Source organism: Micromonospora sp. WMMD736, from assembly GCF_049179015.1.
In the GTDB taxonomy this organism is placed as follows: Bacteria; Actinomycetota; Actinomycetes; order Mycobacteriales; family Micromonosporaceae; genus Micromonospora.
This window is the reverse complement of sequence record NZ_JBMHMI010000001.1, coordinates 662,399-680,776: the sequence shown is the minus strand read 5'-3', so window position 1 is coordinate 680,776 and position 18,378 is coordinate 662,399. Positions and strand designations below refer to the sequence as shown.

Annotated in this window: 17 protein-coding genes; 6 read left to right on the top strand and 11 right to left on the bottom strand. The window is 71.0% G+C overall.

Annotation, left to right across the window (positions count from 1 at the left end; all coding sequences use genetic code 11):
- Positions 1-60 precede the first annotated feature (60 nt).
- The 6 genes from prcB to arc form a co-directional block, all read right to left on the bottom strand.
- The gene (gene prcB / locus ACN269_RS02900; RefSeq protein ID WP_421470873.1) at positions 61-900 is read right to left on the bottom strand and encodes a proteasome subunit beta; all 840 of its coding nucleotides are present in this window, start codon (positions 898-900) and stop codon (positions 61-63) included.
- Positions 819-1,340: an endonuclease VII domain-containing protein gene (locus tag ACN269_RS02895; RefSeq protein ID WP_421470872.1), complete on the bottom strand. Its 522-nt coding sequence runs from the start codon at positions 1,338-1,340 to the stop codon at positions 819-821. The genes prcB and ACN269_RS02895 overlap by 82 nt, the downstream gene beginning before the upstream one ends.
- A 181-nt stretch (positions 1,341-1,521) precedes the next feature.
- Positions 1,522-1,737, bottom strand: coding sequence for a ubiquitin-like protein Pup (locus ACN269_RS02890; RefSeq protein ID WP_088948111.1), 216 nt, complete (start codon positions 1,735-1,737; stop codon positions 1,522-1,524).
- A 105-nt stretch (positions 1,738-1,842) separates the two neighbouring features.
- On the bottom strand, positions 1,843-3,360 hold the full coding sequence (gene dop / locus ACN269_RS02885; RefSeq protein WP_396805157.1) for a depupylase/deamidase Dop: 1,518 nt from the start codon (positions 3,358-3,360) through the stop codon (positions 1,843-1,845).
- A 125-nt stretch (positions 3,361-3,485) separates the two neighbouring features.
- Complete coding sequence (locus tag ACN269_RS02880) at positions 3,486-5,450, bottom strand: hypothetical protein (RefSeq protein ID WP_421470871.1); 1,965 nt, start codon at positions 5,448-5,450, stop codon at positions 3,486-3,488.
- 130 nt (positions 5,451-5,580) lie between these two features.
- Entirely contained in the window at positions 5,581-7,365 is a 1,785-nt protein-coding gene (arc, locus tag ACN269_RS02875) for a proteasome ATPase (protein WP_355053018.1), read from the bottom strand.
- Between the two features lie 179 nt (positions 7,366-7,544).
- On the opposite strand from arc, the gene ACN269_RS02870 reads away from it, so the two are divergent.
- Entirely contained in the window at positions 7,545-7,838 is a 294-nt protein-coding gene (locus ACN269_RS02870) for a ferredoxin (RefSeq protein ID WP_421470870.1), read from the top strand.
- Positions 7,839-7,885: 47 nt separating this feature from the next.
- On the opposite strand, the gene ACN269_RS02865 is transcribed toward ACN269_RS02870, so the two are convergent.
- From ACN269_RS02865 to ACN269_RS02855, 3 genes are read right to left on the bottom strand one after another with little or no spacing between them, the layout of a single operon-like run.
- On the bottom strand, positions 7,886-8,458 hold the full coding sequence (locus tag ACN269_RS02865) for a hypothetical protein (protein ID WP_007459901.1): 573 nt from the start codon (positions 8,456-8,458) through the stop codon (positions 7,886-7,888).
- Positions 8,459-8,486: 28 nt separating this feature from the next.
- Positions 8,487-9,488: a tRNA (adenine-N1)-methyltransferase gene (locus tag ACN269_RS02860; protein ID WP_421470869.1), complete on the bottom strand. Its 1,002-nt coding sequence runs from the start codon at positions 9,486-9,488 to the stop codon at positions 8,487-8,489.
- Complete coding sequence (locus ACN269_RS02855; RefSeq protein ID WP_421470868.1) at positions 9,485-10,639, bottom strand: site-2 protease family protein; 1,155 nt, start codon at positions 10,637-10,639, stop codon at positions 9,485-9,487. Before ACN269_RS02855 ends, ACN269_RS02860 begins: the two co-directional genes overlap by 4 nt.
- Positions 10,640-10,716: 77 nt before the next feature.
- Between ACN269_RS02855 and ACN269_RS02850 the strand changes: the two genes are divergently transcribed.
- From ACN269_RS02850 to ACN269_RS02830, 5 genes are all read left to right on the top strand, one after another.
- Positions 10,717-11,634 (top strand): RecB family exonuclease, encoded by a 918-nt coding sequence (locus ACN269_RS02850; protein WP_421470867.1) that lies wholly within the window; start codon positions 10,717-10,719, stop codon positions 11,632-11,634.
- 234 nt (positions 11,635-11,868) lie between these two features.
- Positions 11,869-12,555: a response regulator gene (locus ACN269_RS02845; protein WP_421470866.1), complete on the top strand. Its 687-nt coding sequence runs from the start codon at positions 11,869-11,871 to the stop codon at positions 12,553-12,555.
- A 330-nt stretch (positions 12,556-12,885) separates the two neighbouring features.
- Positions 12,886-13,653, top strand: a complete 768-nt coding sequence (locus ACN269_RS02840; protein ID WP_421470865.1) for an ABC transporter ATP-binding protein — start codon at positions 12,886-12,888, stop codon at positions 13,651-13,653.
- Complete coding sequence (locus ACN269_RS02835) at positions 13,653-16,208, top strand: ABC transporter permease (protein WP_421470864.1); 2,556 nt, start codon at positions 13,653-13,655, stop codon at positions 16,206-16,208. Before ACN269_RS02840 ends, ACN269_RS02835 begins: the two co-directional genes overlap by 1 nt.
- Before the next feature lie 163 nt (positions 16,209-16,371).
- On the top strand, positions 16,372-16,749 hold the full coding sequence (locus ACN269_RS02830; protein WP_421470863.1) for a carboxymuconolactone decarboxylase family protein: 378 nt from the start codon (positions 16,372-16,374) through the stop codon (positions 16,747-16,749).
- 16 nt (positions 16,750-16,765) lie between these two features.
- Here the strand turns inward: ACN269_RS02830 and ACN269_RS02825 are convergent, their stop codons facing one another.
- Both ACN269_RS02825 and ACN269_RS02820 read right to left on the bottom strand, forming a co-directional pair.
- Positions 16,766-17,422, bottom strand: coding sequence for an HAD family hydrolase (locus ACN269_RS02825; RefSeq protein WP_421470862.1), 657 nt, complete (start codon positions 17,420-17,422; stop codon positions 16,766-16,768).
- Positions 17,423-17,544: 122 nt separating this feature from the next.
- The gene (locus tag ACN269_RS02820; protein ID WP_421470861.1) at positions 17,545-18,288 is read right to left on the bottom strand and encodes a neutral zinc metallopeptidase; all 744 of its coding nucleotides are present in this window, start codon (positions 18,286-18,288) and stop codon (positions 17,545-17,547) included.
- Positions 18,289-18,378: the final 90 nt, after the last annotated feature.

Sequence of the window (18,378 nt, the reverse complement as noted above, 5' to 3'; positions counted from 1 at the left end):
GCGGCGGTTCTCCTTACGGCGCTGTGCTGACGACTGCTGACTGGTGGGGGTGGACGGCGCTCATCCGCCCGGGTTCTCCATCCGACCGGCGACCACACCCTCGGCGATCGCCGCCGTCTCGGTGTCGGTCAACCGGCGGGTGCCCTCGGCGGTAGCGGTCATCACCACCGGATAGATCCGGCGGGTCAGGTCCGGCCCGCCGGTCGCGGTGTCGTCGTCGGCCGCGTCGTAGAGCGCCTCGACCGCGAGCCGGGTCGCGTCCTCGAGCGACAGGCCGGTCCGGAAACGCTTCTTGAGCGCCGACTTGGCGAAGAGCGAGCCGGAGCCGATGGCGTCGTACCCGGTCTCCTCGTACGGGCCACCGGTCACATCGAAGCTGAAGATCCGCCCGGCGCGCGTGGGGTCACTGGCGGCCAGGTCGAAGCCCGCGAACAGCGGCACCACGGCGAGGCCCTGCATGGCCGCGCCCAGGTTGCCCCGGATCATCGACGCCAACCGGTTGGCCTTGCCGTCGAGCGAGAGCATCGCGCCCTCGATCTTCTCGTAGTGCTCCAGCTCCACCTGGAACAGTCGCATCAGCTCGATGCCGATGCCCGCGGTGCCCGCGATGCCGACCAGCGAGTACGCGTCGGCGGGGTGCACCTTCTCGATGTCGCGCTGGGCGATCAGGTTGCCCATGGTGGCCCGCCGGTCGCCGGCCATCACCACGCCACCGGCGGCCGAGATGGCCACGATGGTGGTCGCGTGCGGCGCTAGGTCCGCGGCCATGCCCGGCGGGAGCGGCCGACGACCGGGCAGCATCTCGGGGGCCACCCGGCTCAGAAACGTGGTGAAGGAGGACGTCCCCGCGTTGGTGAACACATCTGGTAGACGCCCGGATGGATCAAAGCCCGCTGCCACGTGGTTCCTCTCAGGTACGTGATCGCCCTGGCCAGCCTCGTAGGACTGTCACGGAACTGGCCAAGACCACCGTTGCAGTTGAAGCAGAGTATCCCGCGCACCCATCCGGTGCGATGATCGTGGTCCAGATGTTGCGGGTCCGCGCCGCCACAGATCGCGCAGACCCCGCCCTGCTCGGCCAGGAGCTCCTGAAAGTCCTTCTCCCCGATGCCATAGCGCTGCCGCAGGTGGTATTCGCGACTGCCGCCGTGCAGTCGGAGCCTGCTCTCCTTGCCCTTTTCGTTGTGGCAGGGCTTGCAGTATCGACCGTAGCCGCTGCGAGCGGAGCGGTTACGCGGAAAGTCGTCGAGGGGCTTCGTGACATCGCAGTCCGGGCACCGCCGATGCCCCTCCAGCACGGCGGGCAACTGCCGCACATCCCTGCCTTGCTGCTCCTTCACGCGCTTGGCATAGCTCGCCTTGGACCTAGCGTTGAAGCAGGGCTTGCAGTAGCTACCCCGACCCTCCGGTCGCTTGCTGTTCGCGCAGAATTGATCAAGGGGGAGCCACTCGCCGCAGTCGCGGCAGCGACGGTGGCCACCCCGGTCGATCGAAGGCATGTCCGATTTGCCCTGCTATGCCCTATTCGCCCCCTTTTTGGACATAGCCCCTGACAAATTCCTCGGCGTTCTCTTCCAGGACGGAGTCGATCTCGTCGAGCAGGTCGTCGACGTCCTCGGTGATCTCGGCGTGCCGCTCGGCCACCTCGGGGTTGGCCTCGGTGGTGACGTCCTCGATCTCCTCGCCCTGGCGGGACTTGCCGGACTGCGACTGGCCGCCGCTGTCATGAGTGGCCATTGCTGCCTCCTCCACGATCGTCTGCGATGAACTTACCTCGCTGGGGCGACGAAAAGCCCGCCGCGCGCCGGCTTGCGGCACACAGCGGGCATTCGGTTGACGCGGTCAGCCGCCGGTCAGCGTCTCCAGCAGGTCCTTGGCGCTGGCGCAGCGGTCGAACAGGGCCCCCACGTGGGCACGGGTGCCCCGCTCCGGCTCCATCATCGGCACCCGGACCAGCGACTCCCGGCCCACGTCGAAGATCACGGAGTCCCAGCTCGCGGCGACCACCTCGGAGGCGTACTGCGCGAGGCAGCGGCCTCGGAAGTAGGCCCGGGTGTCCTCCGGGGGCTCGGTCATCGCGCTGCGGACCTCTTCGTCGGTGAGCAGCGTCTTCATCGCGCCACGGGAGACGAGCCGGTTGTAGAGGCCCTTCTCCGGGCGTACGTCGGAGTACTGCAGGTCGACGAGCTGGAGCTTGTGGGAGCCCCAGCCGAGCTTCTCCCGCTCCCGGTAGCCCTCCAGCAGCCGCAGCTTGGCCACCCAGTCCAACTCGTCCACGCAGAGCATCGGGTCGCGGCCGAGCCGGTCCAGGACGCCCTCCCACCGGTCCAGCACGTCGGCGGTCTGCTCGTCGACGTCGGTGCCGTAGCGGTCGTCGACAAAGGACCGCACCCGTTCGAGGTACGCCCACTGCACGTCGAGGGCGGTCAGCCGACGGCCGTCGCGCAGCCGCATGAGGTGTGTGAGAGACGGGTCGTGGCTGACCGCGCGCAGTTCGCTGACCGGGTCGGCGATGCCGAGGTCGGCGCCGAGCGCCTTCTCCTCGATCATGGTGAGGATCAGCGCGGTGGTGCCCACCTTGAGGTAGGTGGAGATCTCGGAGAGGTTGGCGTCGCCGATGATGACGTGCAGCCGGCGGTACTTGTCGGCGTCGGCGTGCGGCTCGTCGCGGGTGTTGATGATCGGACGCTTGAGGGTGGTCTCGAGGCCGACCTCGACCTCGAAGAAGTCCGCGCGTTGGGAGATCTGGAAGCCGCTCTGCCCGCCGTCCTGTCCGATGCCGACCCGGCCGGCGCCGCAGACGATCTGGCGGGTCACGAAGAAGGGCGTCAGGTACGCCACGATGTCGGCGAACGGGGTCTGCCGGCGCATCAGGTAGTTCTCGTGGGCGCCGTAGCTCGCGCCCTTGTTGTCGGTGTTGTTCTTGTAGAGGTGGATGGGCTGGCTGCCGGGGATGGTGGCGGCCCGGCGGGACGCCTCGGCCATCACCCGCTCGCCGGCCTTGTCCCAGCGCACGATGTCGCGGGGGGTGGTGACCTCGGGGGTGGAGTATTCGGGGTGCGCGTGGTCCACGTAGAGGCGTGCGCCGTTGGTGAGTATCACGTTGGCCAGGCCCAGGTCCTCGTCGGCGAGGGCTTCCGCGGGGTCGTAGGCGGCCCCGGAGTAGGTGAAGCCGCGGGCGTCGCGCAGCGGCGACTCCTCCTCGTAGTCCCAGCGGGCGCGGCCGCCCCGGTTGAGTTCGGGCCGGGCCCCGTAGGCGTTGACCACCTGGGACGAGGTGACCATCGGGTTGGCTCCGGCCTGGCCGGGCACGGAGATGCCGTACTCGACCTCGGTGCCCATGATCCGTCTTACGCTCATCGACCTACCCGCTTCGCTCGCCCGACCCGGTCCCCGTCATGTCGAGCGTAGTCCGACTGTTCGGGGTCGGGGGTGCGCCGGTGCGGGCGGGTCACGGATGTCGCCCCGCGTCCCGCCCGCCACGGTCAGTACTTGACGATCATCCGTACGGTGGTGACCCGATCGCGCAGCTCCGGGTACCTGGTCAGCAGCTTGTCGACGCGTCGTTGCGCGGCGGGGTCGCTGATCACCAGGCGGATCGGGCCGCGTGCCCCGCGCAGCATCTTGCGGGTGCGCTCGGGTTCGTCGAACACGGGCAGGTAGATGGCCCGCTCGGTCTGTGCGGTGGTGCCCTGCAGGGCGGAGAGGCAGATCGATTCGAGGTAGCCGCGGTAGCCGCCCCGGTCGAGCACGACGGTGACGGTGCCCGGCTGGTGGGGGAAGCGGCGGTAGGCCGTGGCGCAGACCTGGGCGGCCCTCGACGGCTTGTCGACGCGGTGCTGGACCCAGACTTGGGTCCAGCTCTGCTTGTCCACCACGAGCAGACTCCGACTCCAACCGGTGAGCCCGCAGAGGATCACGACGGTGAGCACGGCCAGGGCGGCGGCGAGCGCGGGGACGGCGGCGGCACGGGCCCGGCTGGCACCTGCGTCGGCGGTCGGTACGGGCAGCAGCACGACCAGGGCGGCGGTGCCGACGATGAGCCCGACGGTGGCGAGGTGCACGCCCTTCATGAAGTAGTAGGCGGGTTGGACGCCGGTGAGGATGTTGGCCAGGGCGATGGCGAGGGCGAAGCCGACGGCCACCAGCACGGCGGCGAGGTGCCGACGCCAGGCACGGTCGGCGCGACGGGCCTGGATCACCAGGCCGATGAGGACGATCGGAGTAAGGCCCAGCAGGGCCCGCCAGGCCTCGGCGAGTTCCAGGCCGGCCTTGGCGTCGAGGGCTTCGGTCTGACCTGCGGCGAACACGCCCAGCAGCAGGGGCAACGGGGCGAGCAGGGCGGTGACCAGACCGATGGCGAGCACGGTCCGGCGGATGCGGAGCAACTCCCGGCGGTGTGCGACGAGCCAGCCGAGCACCAGCAGTCCGGCCGGGGGGAGGAACAGGTAGTAGGTGAAGCCGATGCCGAGCAGCAGCGCGCCGAGCAGGACGAGTTGTTCCCGGTTGCCGGCGAGCGGGCGTACGACGAGTGCGGTCAGCGCGACGGCGAGCGCAAGCCCGAGCACCTCGCTGGGGTAGCCGGCGATCAGTAGCCGGGGCAGTTGGCTGCCGAGGACGAGGGCGCCGACGACGACGGCCAGGACGACCCGGTGCAGCGGGTGCAGCGGGCCGGGTAGCCGTTGGGCGGCCCAGAAGAGGGTGAGCACGAGCAGGCCGAAGGTGGCCAGGCACCACCACTCGTAGTGGCTGAGGCTGCTGGCCCCGCTCGGGGTGCCGGTGGCGGAGCGCAGGTGCGCGTCGAGCACGGCGGTGGTGAGGTGCCAACCCTGCGGGTAGCGGGCGAGCAGGGAGACGATGTCGTCGCGGGCGGCCGACGGGTCGAGGAAGACGTATCCGCCGAGTCGGCCGATGGCGTCGACGAGGGCGACGTGGCGGAAGTTGTCCTCGCCGAGAGCGAGCAGGCTGAGGCGGCCGACGAGGGTGCCGGCCCGCAGCCAGGGCGACGCGAGGTAGCCGACGACGGCGACGGTGGTGACGACCGGCAGCAGGTCGGTCCAGCCGGGCCGGGGCAGGGTGGGACGTCGCCGGGTTACCACGGCGAGGAGAGCGAGGACGGTGAGCGCGGTGCCGCTGACCGCGACGGGGTGCAGCCCCCAGGGCCAGACGGTGAAGAGCAGCCCGGCGGCGGTGGTGGCGCCGACGAGCAGCAGCATGGCGAGCACCAGCCGGTCGAGCAGGGTGCGGCCACCGCGCAGCAGGCTGGCCGTGGCCAGCAGCACGAGCGGGGGCAGCAGCCAGGCCAGGTGCAGGGGGTACGCCACCGCGGGTACCAGCCAGGCGGCCGCCAGCGCGGCGAGCAGCGCGCGGTACGGGCGGGCGGGCGGCGAGGTCTGCGGGTCGACCGCAGGGCGTGCCGGCGGGTCGGTGACGGTGAGTTCGGACGGCACGCGGATCCTCGACGTTTCGCAGGGTTGGAAGCGCCACAGCGTACCGGGTTGGGTGGGCGGGTGCGGGCCGGTGTGACGAGCGGGGCCCGGGACGCGACGCGTTCCGGGCCCCGCTCGTGTCAGCGCCTGCCTACAGGTACTGGCCGGTGTTGCTGGCGGTCTCGATGGACCGGCCGGCCTCGGTGCCCTTGCCGCCGGAGACGAGCGTACGGATGTAGACGATCCGTTCGCCCTTCTTGCCGGAGATGCGGGCCCAGTCGTCGGGGTTGGTGGTGTTGGGCAGGTCCTCGTTCTCGCGGAACTCGTCGACGCAGGCGTCGAGGAGGTGCTGTAGGCGCAGGCCCTTGCGACCGGAGGTGAGGAACTCCTTGATGGCCATCTTCTTGCTCCGGTCGACGATGTTCTGGATCATCGCGCCGGAGTTGAAGTCCTTGAAGTAGAGGACTTCCTTGTCACCGTTGGCGTAGGTGACTTCGAGGAAGCGGTTCTCCTCGGTCTCCGAGTACATCCGCAGAACCACGGCGTCGATCATCGCGGCCACCGTGGCCTGCGCGTCGGTGCCGTGTTCGGCGAGGTCGTCCGGGTGTAGGGGCAGCCCGGAGAGGATGTACTTGGAGAAGATGTCCTTGGCTGCCTCGGCGTCCGGTCGCTCGATCTTGATCTTCACGTCGAGCCGACCGGGGCGCAGGATCGCCGGGTCGATCATGTCTTCCCGGTTGGAGGCGCCGATGACGATGACGTTCTCCAGCCCCTCCACGCCGTCGATCTCGCTGAGCAGCTGCGGGACGATGGTGTTCTCGACGTCGGACGAGACGCCGGAACCACGGGTCCGGAAGATCGAGTCCATCTCGTCGAAGAACACGATCACCGGGGTGCCCTCACCGGCCTTCTCCCGAGCCCGCTGGAAGATCAGCCGGATGTGCCGCTCGGTCTCGCCGACGTACTTGTTGAGCAGCTCCGGGCCCTTGATGTTCAGGAAGAAGCTGGTGTGCTTCTCCTTGCCCTGCCGCTCGGCGATCTTCTTGGCCAGGGAGTTCGCCACCGCCTTGGCGATGAGCGTCTTGCCGCAGCCGGGCGGCCCGTAGAGCAGGATGCCCTTGGGCGGGCGGAGCTGGTGCTCACGGAACAGGTCCGCGTGCAGGAACGGCAGCTCCACCGCGTCGCGGATCTGCTCGATCTGGGACTGGAGGCCACCGATGTCGGAGTAGTCGACGTCCGGCACCTCCTCCAGGACCAGCTCCTCGACCTCACTCTTCGGGATCCGCTCGTACGCGTACGCCGAGCGGGGCTCGATCATGAGCGAGTCGCCGGCCCGGATCGCCGAGCCGATGAGCGTCTCGGCGAGGTGCACGATGCGCTCCTCGTCGGAGTGGGAGACCACCAGCGCCCGGTCGCCCGGCCCGCCGTTCGGCCCCTCCAGCACCTCCTTGAGCATGACCACCTCGCCGACCCGCTCGTACCCGAACGCGTCGACGATGTTGAGCGCGTCGTTGAGCAGGACCTCCTGGCCGCGCCGCAGCTCGGCCACGTCCAGCGAGGGCGAGACGGCGACCCGCAGTTTGCGGCCGCCGGTGAACACGTCCACGGTGCCGTCGTCGTGCTTGGCCAGGAAGACTCCGTAGCCACTCGGCGGCTGTGCGAGCCGGTCGATCTCCTCCTTGAGCGTGACGATCTGCGTGCGAGCCTCCTTCAGGGTGCTCACCAGCCGGTCGTTGTTCTCGGTCAGCCGCGCCAACTGTGCCTGGGTGGCCGCCAGCCGCTCTTCGAGCTGCCGGACGTGTCGGGGGCTTTCGGTCAACTTGCGCCGCACCAGGGCGAGTTCCTCCTGAAGGAACGCGACCTGCGTGGAGAGATCGTGGGCTTCCTTCTCCCACCGTGCGGCGCGCGAGTCCGCGTCGTCGCTGCGTGCTGCCACGTCCCACCTCCCCGGGGGGCTTGAACGTTCTGAGCTAACACTAGCCGCTATGAGCCCGATTCGGTCCCACGCAACACCCTCGTCACTGAACCTTGATCGCCAAGGGGTGGTCTGCGGGGTCGTTAACGACGTTCGGGTACCGTCGGAGGCTGGTACGGGAGAACATGGGGGGTGCACCGGTGGCCGAGGTCGCGACCGACCAGTTGCAGGTCTGGGTGGACCAGGATCTCTGCACGGGCGATGGGCTCTGCGTGCAGTACGCGCCGGAGGTGTTCGAGTTCGACATCGACGGCCTGGCGTACGTCAAGGGCGCCGACGGTGAGCTGAAGTTGGCCCCGGGCAGCCGCGTCGACGTGCCCGAGCACCTGCGACTCGAAGTGATCGACTCGGCGAAGGAATGCCCGGGCGACTGCATCCACGTGGTGCGCGCCGACGGCGTCGAGGTCGCCGGCCCGGACGCCGAGGACGACTGAGTCGGCGCCGCCCGCTCCGCGCGACGCCGACCCGAACCGGGTACGCCTCAGAGCATCGGGCGGCCGACCACCGAGGCGACCAGCCGCGCGAACTCCTCCAACCGGGCGATCTGCCCGGCCCCACCGTCGTCGAGGGTCTTGCCGAACCGCAGCGCGTCGTGCCGGGGCGTACCGGCCATCTCCTCGCTCGGCGGTGCCTCGTCCAGCGAGGTGAGCAGCAGGTAGACGTCGATGCTGTCGACCCGGATCTCACCGCTGTCGGAGCGGTTGAGTCGCCGCCGGCAGCCCACCTCGGTGACCGTGGAGACGGGCACCACCCGCAGCGACGACGTCATCGAACCCGGCGGCCCCTCCCCCGGCGGTACGTCCTCGCCGTGCCAGAGGATCAGGCGGCTGCCGTCGCAGACGACGACCTCCTGCCACACGCCGTTGACCTCGTTGACGAAGCGTTCCAGGGTGAAGCCGAGCACCGAGGCGCCGCGCAGCACCCCGCCGAGGGCCTCCAGAGCGACGTCCGGGTCCCGCAGATAGGCGCGTGCCGCCGACTCCAGGTCCTGGTAGGGCGACCAGTCCGGAAACACGGCGGGCAGGTCTCCGCCGCCGTAGCCCGGTCGGCTCATCGGGCCGCCTCCCCCCGCTCACCGATGGTCACGGCCTGTCCATCTCCCCCGTCGCGTCGGGCTGGGCGGCAGCGGCCTGGGCGGCGGCGGCCTGTCGGGCCGCCTCGGCCGCGCGCAGGTCCTCGCGGCGCTGCGCGTACGCCTCGGTGCCCTTGCTGGGTTTGCGGCGACGCGGTGGCGCGGTGACGCCCGGGGCGAGCTTGCGCGCGGAGACCAGGAACGCCGTGTGCGCGATCATGCGGTGGTCGGGGCGGACGGCGAGGCCCTCGGCGTGCCAGTCGCGCACCAGCGACTCCCAGGCGCGCGGCTCGGTCCAGCCGCCGCGCTCGCGCAGCGCCTCGACCAGCTCGGAGAGCTGTGGGGTGGTGGCGACGTAGCCGATGAACACGCCGCCGGGCACCAACGCCCGCTCGACCATGTCGAGGGTCTCCCAGGGAGTGAGCATGTCCAGGATGATGCGGTCGAAGCCGGTCTCCTGGCACTGCGCGACGTCACCGACGTGCAGGTTCCACGACGGGTGCGGCCCGTTGAAGAACGCCTCGACGTTGCGCCTGGCGATCTGGGCGAAGTCGTCGCGGACCTCGAAGGAGTGCAGTTCGCCCTCGGTGCCGACGGCGCGCAGCAGGGAGCAGCTCAGCGCGCCGGAGCCGGCGCCGGCCTCGAGGACCTTGGCGCCGGGGAAGATGTCGCCCATCGCGACGATCTGCGCCGAGTCCTTCGGGTAGATCACCTGTGCTCCGCGCGGCATGGAGAGCACGTAGTCCGACAGCAGCGGACGCAGCGCCAGGAACGCGGTGCCGCCGCCGGCGGTGGTCACCACGCTGCCGTCGGGCAGCCCGATCAGCGTGTCGTGCGCCAGGATGCCGCGGTGGGTGTGGAACTCCTTGCCGTGCTCCAGCGTGACGGTGTGCATCCGCCCCTTGGGGTCGGTCAGCTGTACCCGGTCGCCGGGCCGGAACGGGCCTCGGTGCACGGGTGTCAGCGTCCGGGTGGCGGTGTCGGCTCCGACGGTGGAGTCAGTTGCGGTCACGGTGTCATCTTCCGGTTGGGTTCGAGGAGCTGTGCCAGGTCCCCGATGTGCAGAATGCCGACGACATCTTCGCCTGACGTCACCACGTACTGCGCGCCCGGGTGGGTCTGCACGGCCTCCATCACTCGTTCGCCGTCGAGTCCGAGCGTCAGGGTGGGGAGCGCGGTGAGCGGCCGGGCGACGGAGTCCACGGCCAGCCAGGCGCGACGCTCGGCGGGTACGGCCGCGGCGGCGGCCGGGTCGACCACCGCCACCGGGTGGCCGGTGGAGTCGGTGACCAGCAGCGCGGCGGCGGGCTGGCCGCCCTCGGCGCGGCGGCGCTGTGCCTCGGCCAGCGGCGTGCCGGTGGTCACCGGCCAGATCGGCCGCGCCAGTTGGGTCAGGTCGATCAGCGGGAACCGCCGGCTGACCCGCGCGGCGCGGATCGACTGCCCGGCGCCGCGCCAGAGGGTGACGGCGACCAGCAGCATCAGCGGCAGCGCCACCGGGGCCAGGTGGTCGGTAGCGGTCAGCAACCCGACCAGGGCGGCGGTGCCGACGGCGACGACCCGCCCGGCCCAGCCGGCGACCTCGGTGCCACGGTGCCGGTCGCGGGTGAGACCCCACACGGCGGCGCGCAGCGCCCGGCCGCCGTCCAGCGGCAGTCCGGGCAGGATGTTGAACACCGCGACGATGACGTTGCTCAGCGCGAGCTGGAAGGCGAGCTGGTGGCCGACGGTGCCCGCCGGCATGGCGAGGGTGGCGGCGACCGCGAGGGCGCCCAGCACCGCGGACACCGCCGGACCGGCCAGCGAGACCAGCAGGTCGATCCGGGGCGTCGGGGCGTCCCGCTCCATTTCGGTGTACCCGCCGAGCAGTTCGAGGGTGATTCCCCGCACACCGATGCCGTAGCGGCGGGCGGTGAGCGCGTGGCCCAGCTCGTGCAGCAGCACCGAGCCGAGCAGGGAGACCACGAATCCGAAGCCGATCAGGTAGCCGCTGAGCTGCGGCAGGTCCAGTTGTCGGCGGGCGAACTCGGCGTAGAGCACGGCGACCAGCACGGCGAGCAGGAGCATCGACGCGTTGAGGTGCAGGGGCACCCCGAACACCCGGCCCACGCTCAGACCGGGTCGCCGGTCGGACCGGCGCGGCGGCCGGGAGGTCTGCTCCATCGCACCGATGCTACGGACCGGTCACCTGTGGGGCGGGCGGCGGGCGGTGTCACACCGGTGCCCTAACCTTTGCGCACATGACGGCGGAAACGGTCACCACCCCCCAGTCCTCTCCCCCGGCGCAGACGCCGCCGACGGTGCGGGCCTCGCTGTCGCCGTCGCGGGCGGCGGATTTCAAGACCTGCCCGCTGCTCTACCGGTTCCGCAGCATCGACCGGCTGCCCGAGCGGACGACGCTCGAGCAGGCCCGGGGCACGCTGGTGCACGCGGTGCTGGAGCGACTGTTCGACCTGCCCGCGTCGAGCCGCACACCGGCTGCGGCCGGTGACCTGGTGGCCCCCCAGTGGGACCGGCTGGTCACCGAGCAGCCGGAGCTGGCCGCGATCTTCGACGACGCCGCGCCGGCCGACCCGGCGGAGTTCCTGCGCTCCGCGGCGGGGCTGCTGGAGGGCTACTTCGCCGTGGAGGATCCGACCCGCCTGGAGCCGGCCGAGCGAGAGAGCCTGATCTCGGCGGTGGTCGACGAGGAGCTGCTGATCCGGGGCTATCTCGACCGGCTCGACGTGGCCCCGGACGGTGCGCTGCGGGTGGTCGACTACAAGACCGGTGGCGCCCCCCGGGAGGCGTTCGAGGCGCGGGCGCTGTTCCAGCTGAAGTTCTACGCGCTGGTGCTGTGGCGCACCCGGGGCGTGGTGCCGCGGGTGCTCCGCCTGCTCTACCTGCGCGACGCCGAGGTGTTGGACTACACGCCCGACGCCGACGAGCTGGTCCGCTTCGAGCGCACCGTGGTGGCGCTGTGGCGGGCGATCGAGCAGGCCACCGCACGGCAGGACTTCCGCCCCCGGCCGAGCAAGCTGTGCGACTGGTGCAGTCACCAGGCGCTCTGCCCCACGTTCGGCGGCACGCCACCACCGTTCCCCGTCACGGCGACAACCGCCGACCCCCTCCGCGACGCCCGCACCACCACCCCCACACCCCCCGGCGCCGACGAGTAACCCCACCCCCCGCACCCCGCCCCGCCCCACCCCGGCAATCTTGCACTTTCGGATGTCGATTTCATCTGATTCGCACCATCTTTCGCAGCAGGAAGTGCAAGATCGACGGTGTCGGGAGGGCCGCGCCCCGGCACCGCCCGACTTCAGCGGTGCCGTCCGGGTCGGGACAGGCCCTCGGACTGCCTCTACCGTTGTCCGCGACGCACAGGCCGGCGATGCGGGACGGGAGACGAGATGAGCGATCGGGTGGCCCCGGCGCGGCCGGTACGGATCCTGCTCGCCGACGACCAGCCGCTGCTGCGGACGGGCTTCCGGATGGTGCTGGGCGCCGAGGGCGACCTGGACGTGGTGGCGGAGGCCGGTGACGGCGTGGAGGCCGTGGAGCTGTCCCGACGGCTGCTGCCCGACGTCGTGCTGATGGACATCCGGATGCCCCGGATGGACGGGGTGGCGGCGACCCGGGCCATCGTCGACTCCCGCCTGCCGGTGCGGGTGCTGGTGCTGACCACGTTCGACCTCGACGAGTACGTGGTGGGGGCGCTGCGCGCGGGCGCGAGCGGATTCCTGGCCAAGGACGTACCCGCCGAGGAGCTGATCGCGGCGATCCGCACGGTGGCCGGCGGGGACGCGGTGGTCGCGCCACGGATCCTGCGGCGGCTGCTGGAGCGCTTCGCCGACCTGTTGCCCGACCCGGCGGCGACCCCCTCGGCGGCGCTCAACGCGCTCACCGATCGGGAACGTGAGGTGCTGGTGCAAGTGGCCCGCGGGCTGTCCAACGCCGAGATCGCGGCGGTGTTGTCGGTCAGCGAGACCACCGTCAAGACCCACGTCGGGCACCTGCTGACCAAGCTGCGGCTGCGCGACCGTGTGCAGGCCGTCGTGCTGGCGTACGAGTCGGGTCTGGTCCGTCCACGGGCGTAGCCGCCGCGCGGCGGCTACCTCACCCGGCGTACCCGAAGATCCCCCCGTGGAGGGACGGCCGGGTTGCCGTCGTCACCTACCGTGACCGGAGACGGCGTCGCGCGGTTGACCCTCCTGTGACGTGAGGGGGAAGTGTGCAAAACCGGTCGACCGGCCGTCGGGTCAGGGGCAACCCTGATGCGGCATGGGGGTGCACCCGCAGCGGGAAATCCGCTGCGCGTCCCCCCAGGGGCGGACGGGATGGGCGCGCGCAGCGCCGATGATTGAACGGCACGCCGGACCATCGGGGGGCGGCGTGCATTGTCGAAGCAGATGGAAGAGGTAGATGACGTGACCGCGACGGTAGGCCAGCAGGCGCAGGCCGCGGCCCGGGCGAACGACGTGTGGAAGGTGTACGGCAGCGGCGAGGCTCAGGTCATCGCGCTGCGGGGGGTCAGCGCGGAGTTCGAACGTGGCCGCTTCACCGCGATCATGGGCCCGTCGGGTTCCGGCAAGTCCACGCTGATGCACTGCCTCGCCGGTCTGGACTCGGTGACCCGGGGCACGGTGTCGATCGGTGAGACGACGGTCACCGGCCTGGGCGACTCGGGGCTGACGAAGCTGCGCCGGGACAAGGTGGGCTTCATCTTCCAGCAGTTCAACCTGCTGCCGACGCTCACCGCGAAGGAGAACATCCTGCTGCCGATGTCGATCGCCGGCCGCAAGCCCGACCAGGCCTGGTACGACACGGTGATCAGGACGGTGGGCCTGCAGGACCGGCTGGACCACCGGCCGGCGCAGCTCTCCGGCGGTCAGCAGCAGCGGGTGGCGTGCGCGCGGGCGCTGGTCGCCCGCCCCGAAGTGATCTTCGCGGACGAGCCGACCGGCAACCTGGACTCGCGCTCCGGCGCGGAGGTGCTCAGCTTCCTGCGCGACTCGGTGCGCGAGCACGGTCAGACCATCGTGATGGTGACCCACGACCCGACCGCCGCCGCGTACGCCGACCGGGTCGTCTTCCTGGCCGACGGGCAGATCGTGTCGGAGCTGATCGAGCCGACCGCCGACACCGTGCTGGACACCATGAAGAAGTTGGACACTCCGGCCGAGGTGGGCAACTGATGTTCCGGGCGACATTCAAGAGTCTGCTGGCCCGCAAGGTCCGGCTGATCCTGTCCGGTCTGGCGGTGGTGCTCGGGGTCATGTTCGTCTCCGGCGCGTTCGTGCTGACCGACACGCTGGGTCGCTCGTTCGACTCGGTGTTCGCCGACGGCTTCTCCGAGATCGACGTGAACGTCGCGGCGAAGCCCAAGGTCGAGGTCAGCGAGTTGGAGGGCGAGCAGACCGCCGCTCCGCTGCCGGCCGCGGTGGTGGACCGGGTCAAGCAGGTGCCGGGGGTGGCCTCGGCGACCGGTGTCGTCAACGCCGACGGCGCGCGGATGATCGGCAGCCACGGCAAGGTCGTCACGTCGTTCGGTCCGCCTCAGCTCGGTGAGAACTGGGTCGGCGAGAGTGACCTGCTGCAACTGCGCGAGGGGCGCGCGCCGCAGGCCGACGACGAGATCGTGATCAACAAGTCGCTGGCCACGACCGCGAAGGTGCGCGTCGGCGAGAAGGTCGGCGTGCTGACCGCGTTCGAGTCGAAAAAGCGGGACTTCACCCTCGTCGGCATCGCCGGTTACAGCGGTGACCGGGACTCGATCGGCGGCGTCAACGAGGTCTTCTTCACCACCCCGGTCGCGCAGCGGCTGATGCTGGGCGAGCCCGGGGTGTTCAGCAGCATCACGGTGACCGCCGCCGGCGGCGTCTCGGACGAGGCGCTGCGCGACGACGTGGCCCGCACCCTGGGCGCGGATTTCGACGTGAAGACCGGTGAGCAGGTGGCCGAGGACGCCGCGTCCAGCCTGAAAGAGGGCCTGTCGTTCTTCAACAAGATCCTGCTGGGCTTCGGCGCGGTGGCGGTGCTGGTCGCCACGTTCCTGATCCTCAACACCTTCTCGATCATCGTGGCGCAGCGCACCCGGGAGCTGGCGCTGATGCGCGCCATCGGGGCGAGCGGGCGGCAGATCATCGGCTCGGTGGTGCTGGAGGCCATCACGGTCGGTCTGCTCGCCTCGGTTATCGGTCTCGCCGCCGGCATCGGGGTGGGGGCGCTACTGGCGTTCCTGTTCGGCAAGCTGGCCGGTGGCCTGACCCTGGCCGGTATCGGCGTGCCGGCGGCCGCCGTGATCGGGTCGTTCGCCGTCGGCCTGGTGATCACCGTGGTAGCGGCGCTGCTGCCGGCGCTGCGGGCGTCGCGGATCCCGCCGATCGCCGCCATGCAGGACGTGGCCACGCCGGACCGGCCGTTGACCAAGATCACCGTGGCCGGATCGGTGGTCACCGGCATCGGCGCGGTGCTGCTGTTCCTGGGACTCAGCGGCAACGCGGGCGGCCAGACGCTCGTCACCATCCTGGGCGGCGTGCTGTTCGCCTTCATCGGCGTGGCGCTGCTGACCCCGCTGATCAGTCGGCCGGTGGTGAACCTGCTCGGCGCGATCTTCTCCTGGTCCGTGCCGGGCAAGCTGGGCCAGCTCAACTCCGGGCGCAACCCGCGCCGTACCGCCATCACGGCCGCCGCGCTGATGGTCGGCATCGCGCTGGTCATCGGCATCACGGTCGTCCTCGACTCGGCCAAGAGCAGCATCAGCGCGCTCGCCCAGGACAGCATCAAGGCCGAGCTGGTGATCGCCGGTCAGCAGGGCGGCCCGCGTCCGCCGAGCTTCGACCCGAGCGTGCTGGACCAGGTGAAGGCGCTGCCCGGTGTGCGGATGGTCGACGGCGAGTACGGCGACATGGGGCGCATCGACGGCAAGAGCACGTGGGTGGCGGCCAGCAGCGAGGTCGCATCACTGCGGCAGATCTTCGGCGCGAAGGCCACCGCGGGTGACATCGACCGGCTCTCGCCGACGCAGATGCTCGTCAGCTCCGACACCGCCACGTCCCGGGGCTGGTCGGTCGGCTCGACCGCGAGCGTGCAGCTGACCCGGGGCGAGGCCCGCACGTACACGATCAGCGGTATCTACGAGTCGTCGCAGCTGACCAACCCGGTGACGTTGCCGGCGACGGCGGCGAAGGACTTCGCGATCCCGCAGCCCATCCAGGGCTTCATCCAGCTCGCGCCCGGGGCCCGGGTGGCCGACGTGCAACCGCAGGTGGAGACGTTGCTCGCGGACAGCCCCGAGGTGTCGGTGGCCGACCGGGACGCGTTCATCAAGCAGCAGACGAGTTCGCTCGACGGGCTACTCACGATGATCAAGATCCTGTTGGGGCTGGCAATCATCATCGCCGGGCTCGGCGTCGTCAACACCCTGGCGCTGTCGGTGCTGGAGCGCACGCGGGAGCTGGGTCTCCTGCGGGCGATCGGGCTGCGCCGGGGCCAGACGATGGGCATGATCACCGTGGAGGCGGTGGTGATCTCCGTGTTCGGCGCGCTGCTGGGCGTGGCGGTCGGCACCGGCCTCGGCGCGGCGGTGGTCGAGGCGCTCAAGGACGAGGGCATCACCGAGCTGAACCTGCCCTGGATCCAGATGGTTGTCTACCTCGGTTTCGCCGCGCTCATCGGGGTGGTGGCCGCGGTGCTCCCCGCCGTGCGGGCGGCCCGGATCAACGTCCTGGGCGCGATCGCCCACGACTGACCGGCTCACCGAGGCCCCCGACCGCCGTTGCGCGGTCGGGGGCCTCGGACGTTGGTCCTGGTCGATTCGTCCGCACGATTCGGCGGGCGGCTGCCAGGCTGGTCGGGCCGGCATGGCGTCGGCCCGCCCGCGGCCTGCGGCGGCCGAGACCGGGGCGGATGACATGACCGACCAGGACCCCTACCAGCGGGCTCTCGCCACTGCCGAACGATTGCTCGGCCAACCGCTCGTGCTGCCCCTCGGCGACGGCGAGCCCCCGGTGGGCGAGGACTTCCGCCGCCTGGCCACCCTGCAGACCTTCGGCGAGGCATGGCCCCGCACCGGTCTGGACCTCCGCAGCCGCAGCCTGGTGTCGGTGGCGATCGCCGCTGCCCTCGGCACCCACGAACCGCTGCGCGGTCAACTCCGCATCGCCCTGCAGTCGGGGGTGACCAAGGAGGAACTCGTCGAACTGTTCATCCACCTCGCGGCCTACGCCGGGGCCGCGCGGGCGTTCGACGGCTACCAGGTGGTCGCGGCGGTCTTCGCCGAGCGCCCCTGAACCGCGCCGGCCGAGCTCAGCCGGTCGCGCCGGCCCGCTCAGCCGCCAGGGCCGCGAGCGCCTCCAGGTCCACGCCGGTCAGGCTCGGCACCTGGTGTACGCCCTCGATGGGCGGCAGCGGCACTTCGGCGGGTACGGCCAGCACGGCCGCGCCGGAGGCGAGCGCGCTCGCCACCCCGGTCGGTGAGTCCTCGATCGCCACACACCGCTCGATCGGGGCGCCGAGGCGCCGGGCGGCGGTCAGGTACGGCTCGGGGTGCGGCTTGGCCGCGACCACCTCGTCACCGGCGACCACCACGTCGAAGCTGTCCCGCCCGAGGGTGTCCAGGGCGATCTCGACCAGCGCCCGGGGACTGGAGGTGACCAGGGCGGTGGGGATCCCCGCTGCGCGGACCGCGTGCAGCAGCTCGAACGCGCCCGGCCGCCAGGGCAGACCGGCCCGGAACAGCTCCAGGATCCGGGCGTTGATCCACGCCGCGCTGATCTCCGGATCACGCTCGGGCTGGCCCAGGTCGTCGTGCAGGATGCGCATCGACTCGGCCATGGCGGTGCCGATGATCGACCGACGGGCGTCGGCGGACAGCTCCCCGCCGTACTCACGGGCCAGCTCCTGCAACGCGACGTCCCACAGCTTCTCGCTGTCGACCAGCGTGCCGTCCATGTCGAAGAGCACGGCGGCGGGGTGTTGGCTGCTCAGCGGATCCTCCTGGGGTCGTGACCGACACCGGCGATCCTGCCAGCCGGGCCCGCCGCCGGTGGCGGCAACGGCTGCGAGGGTGACCGGGGCAACCCCGCTCAGCTCAGGTCGCACTCCTTGAGCGAGCCTTCGTACCCACGGAAGAACATGTCGGTGCGCTGCTCGGGGGAGCCGTGCGCGCCCTCGGCGAACCACGGCTGGTCCGGGTCGTCGCCGACCGCCGCCACGCCCTCCCGGAACTCGTCCAGGTCGCCCTCGGCGAGGGTGAGGTCGCCGGCGCGCACCGAGTCGCCGAGGTACGCCCCGGCCATGCAGTCGGCCTGCAACTCCTGCTGAATGGTGAAGCTGTAGTTGATGCCCAGGCGCACCTGGATGCCGTGGGCGTACTCGTGACCGAGCAGGTAGAACACGAACGCGTCACCGACCTCGCGGAACGCCGCCACCGACCAGGCCACGTCGTACGCGATGAAGTCGCCCTGCGAGCAGTAGACCGCGTTGTTGCGCGGTAGTGGCTGGCCGCCGCAGGAGACCTCACCGGCCCGCTGGTACGGGGTGACCCGCCGGATGGGCGTGAAGCGCTGCCCGGACGCCTTGAACTGGGCCGCCCAGTAGCGCTCCGCGACCGCCTGCGCGTCGGCCACGTCCTGTTTGAACTCGGCCACGCTGGTGGTGCTGTCGGCGCGGGTGGTGTTCGGCTCGGGCGAGACGGCCGGCGGGTTCGCCCCCGGGCGTTCGCCCTCCGGTTCGGCCAGTCCACCGCCCGCGCAGGCGAGCGACACCAGCGCGACGGCCACCAGGCCCACGAGAGGTCCCCGCGCGACGCGTCCCGACCATGCCCCCACTGTGCCTCCCCAGACCTCGGTGCTCGCACCACGCCATACCCCGACGGTACGACCACCACGCCCGCCACCGGATTCACGCACGACCGGACC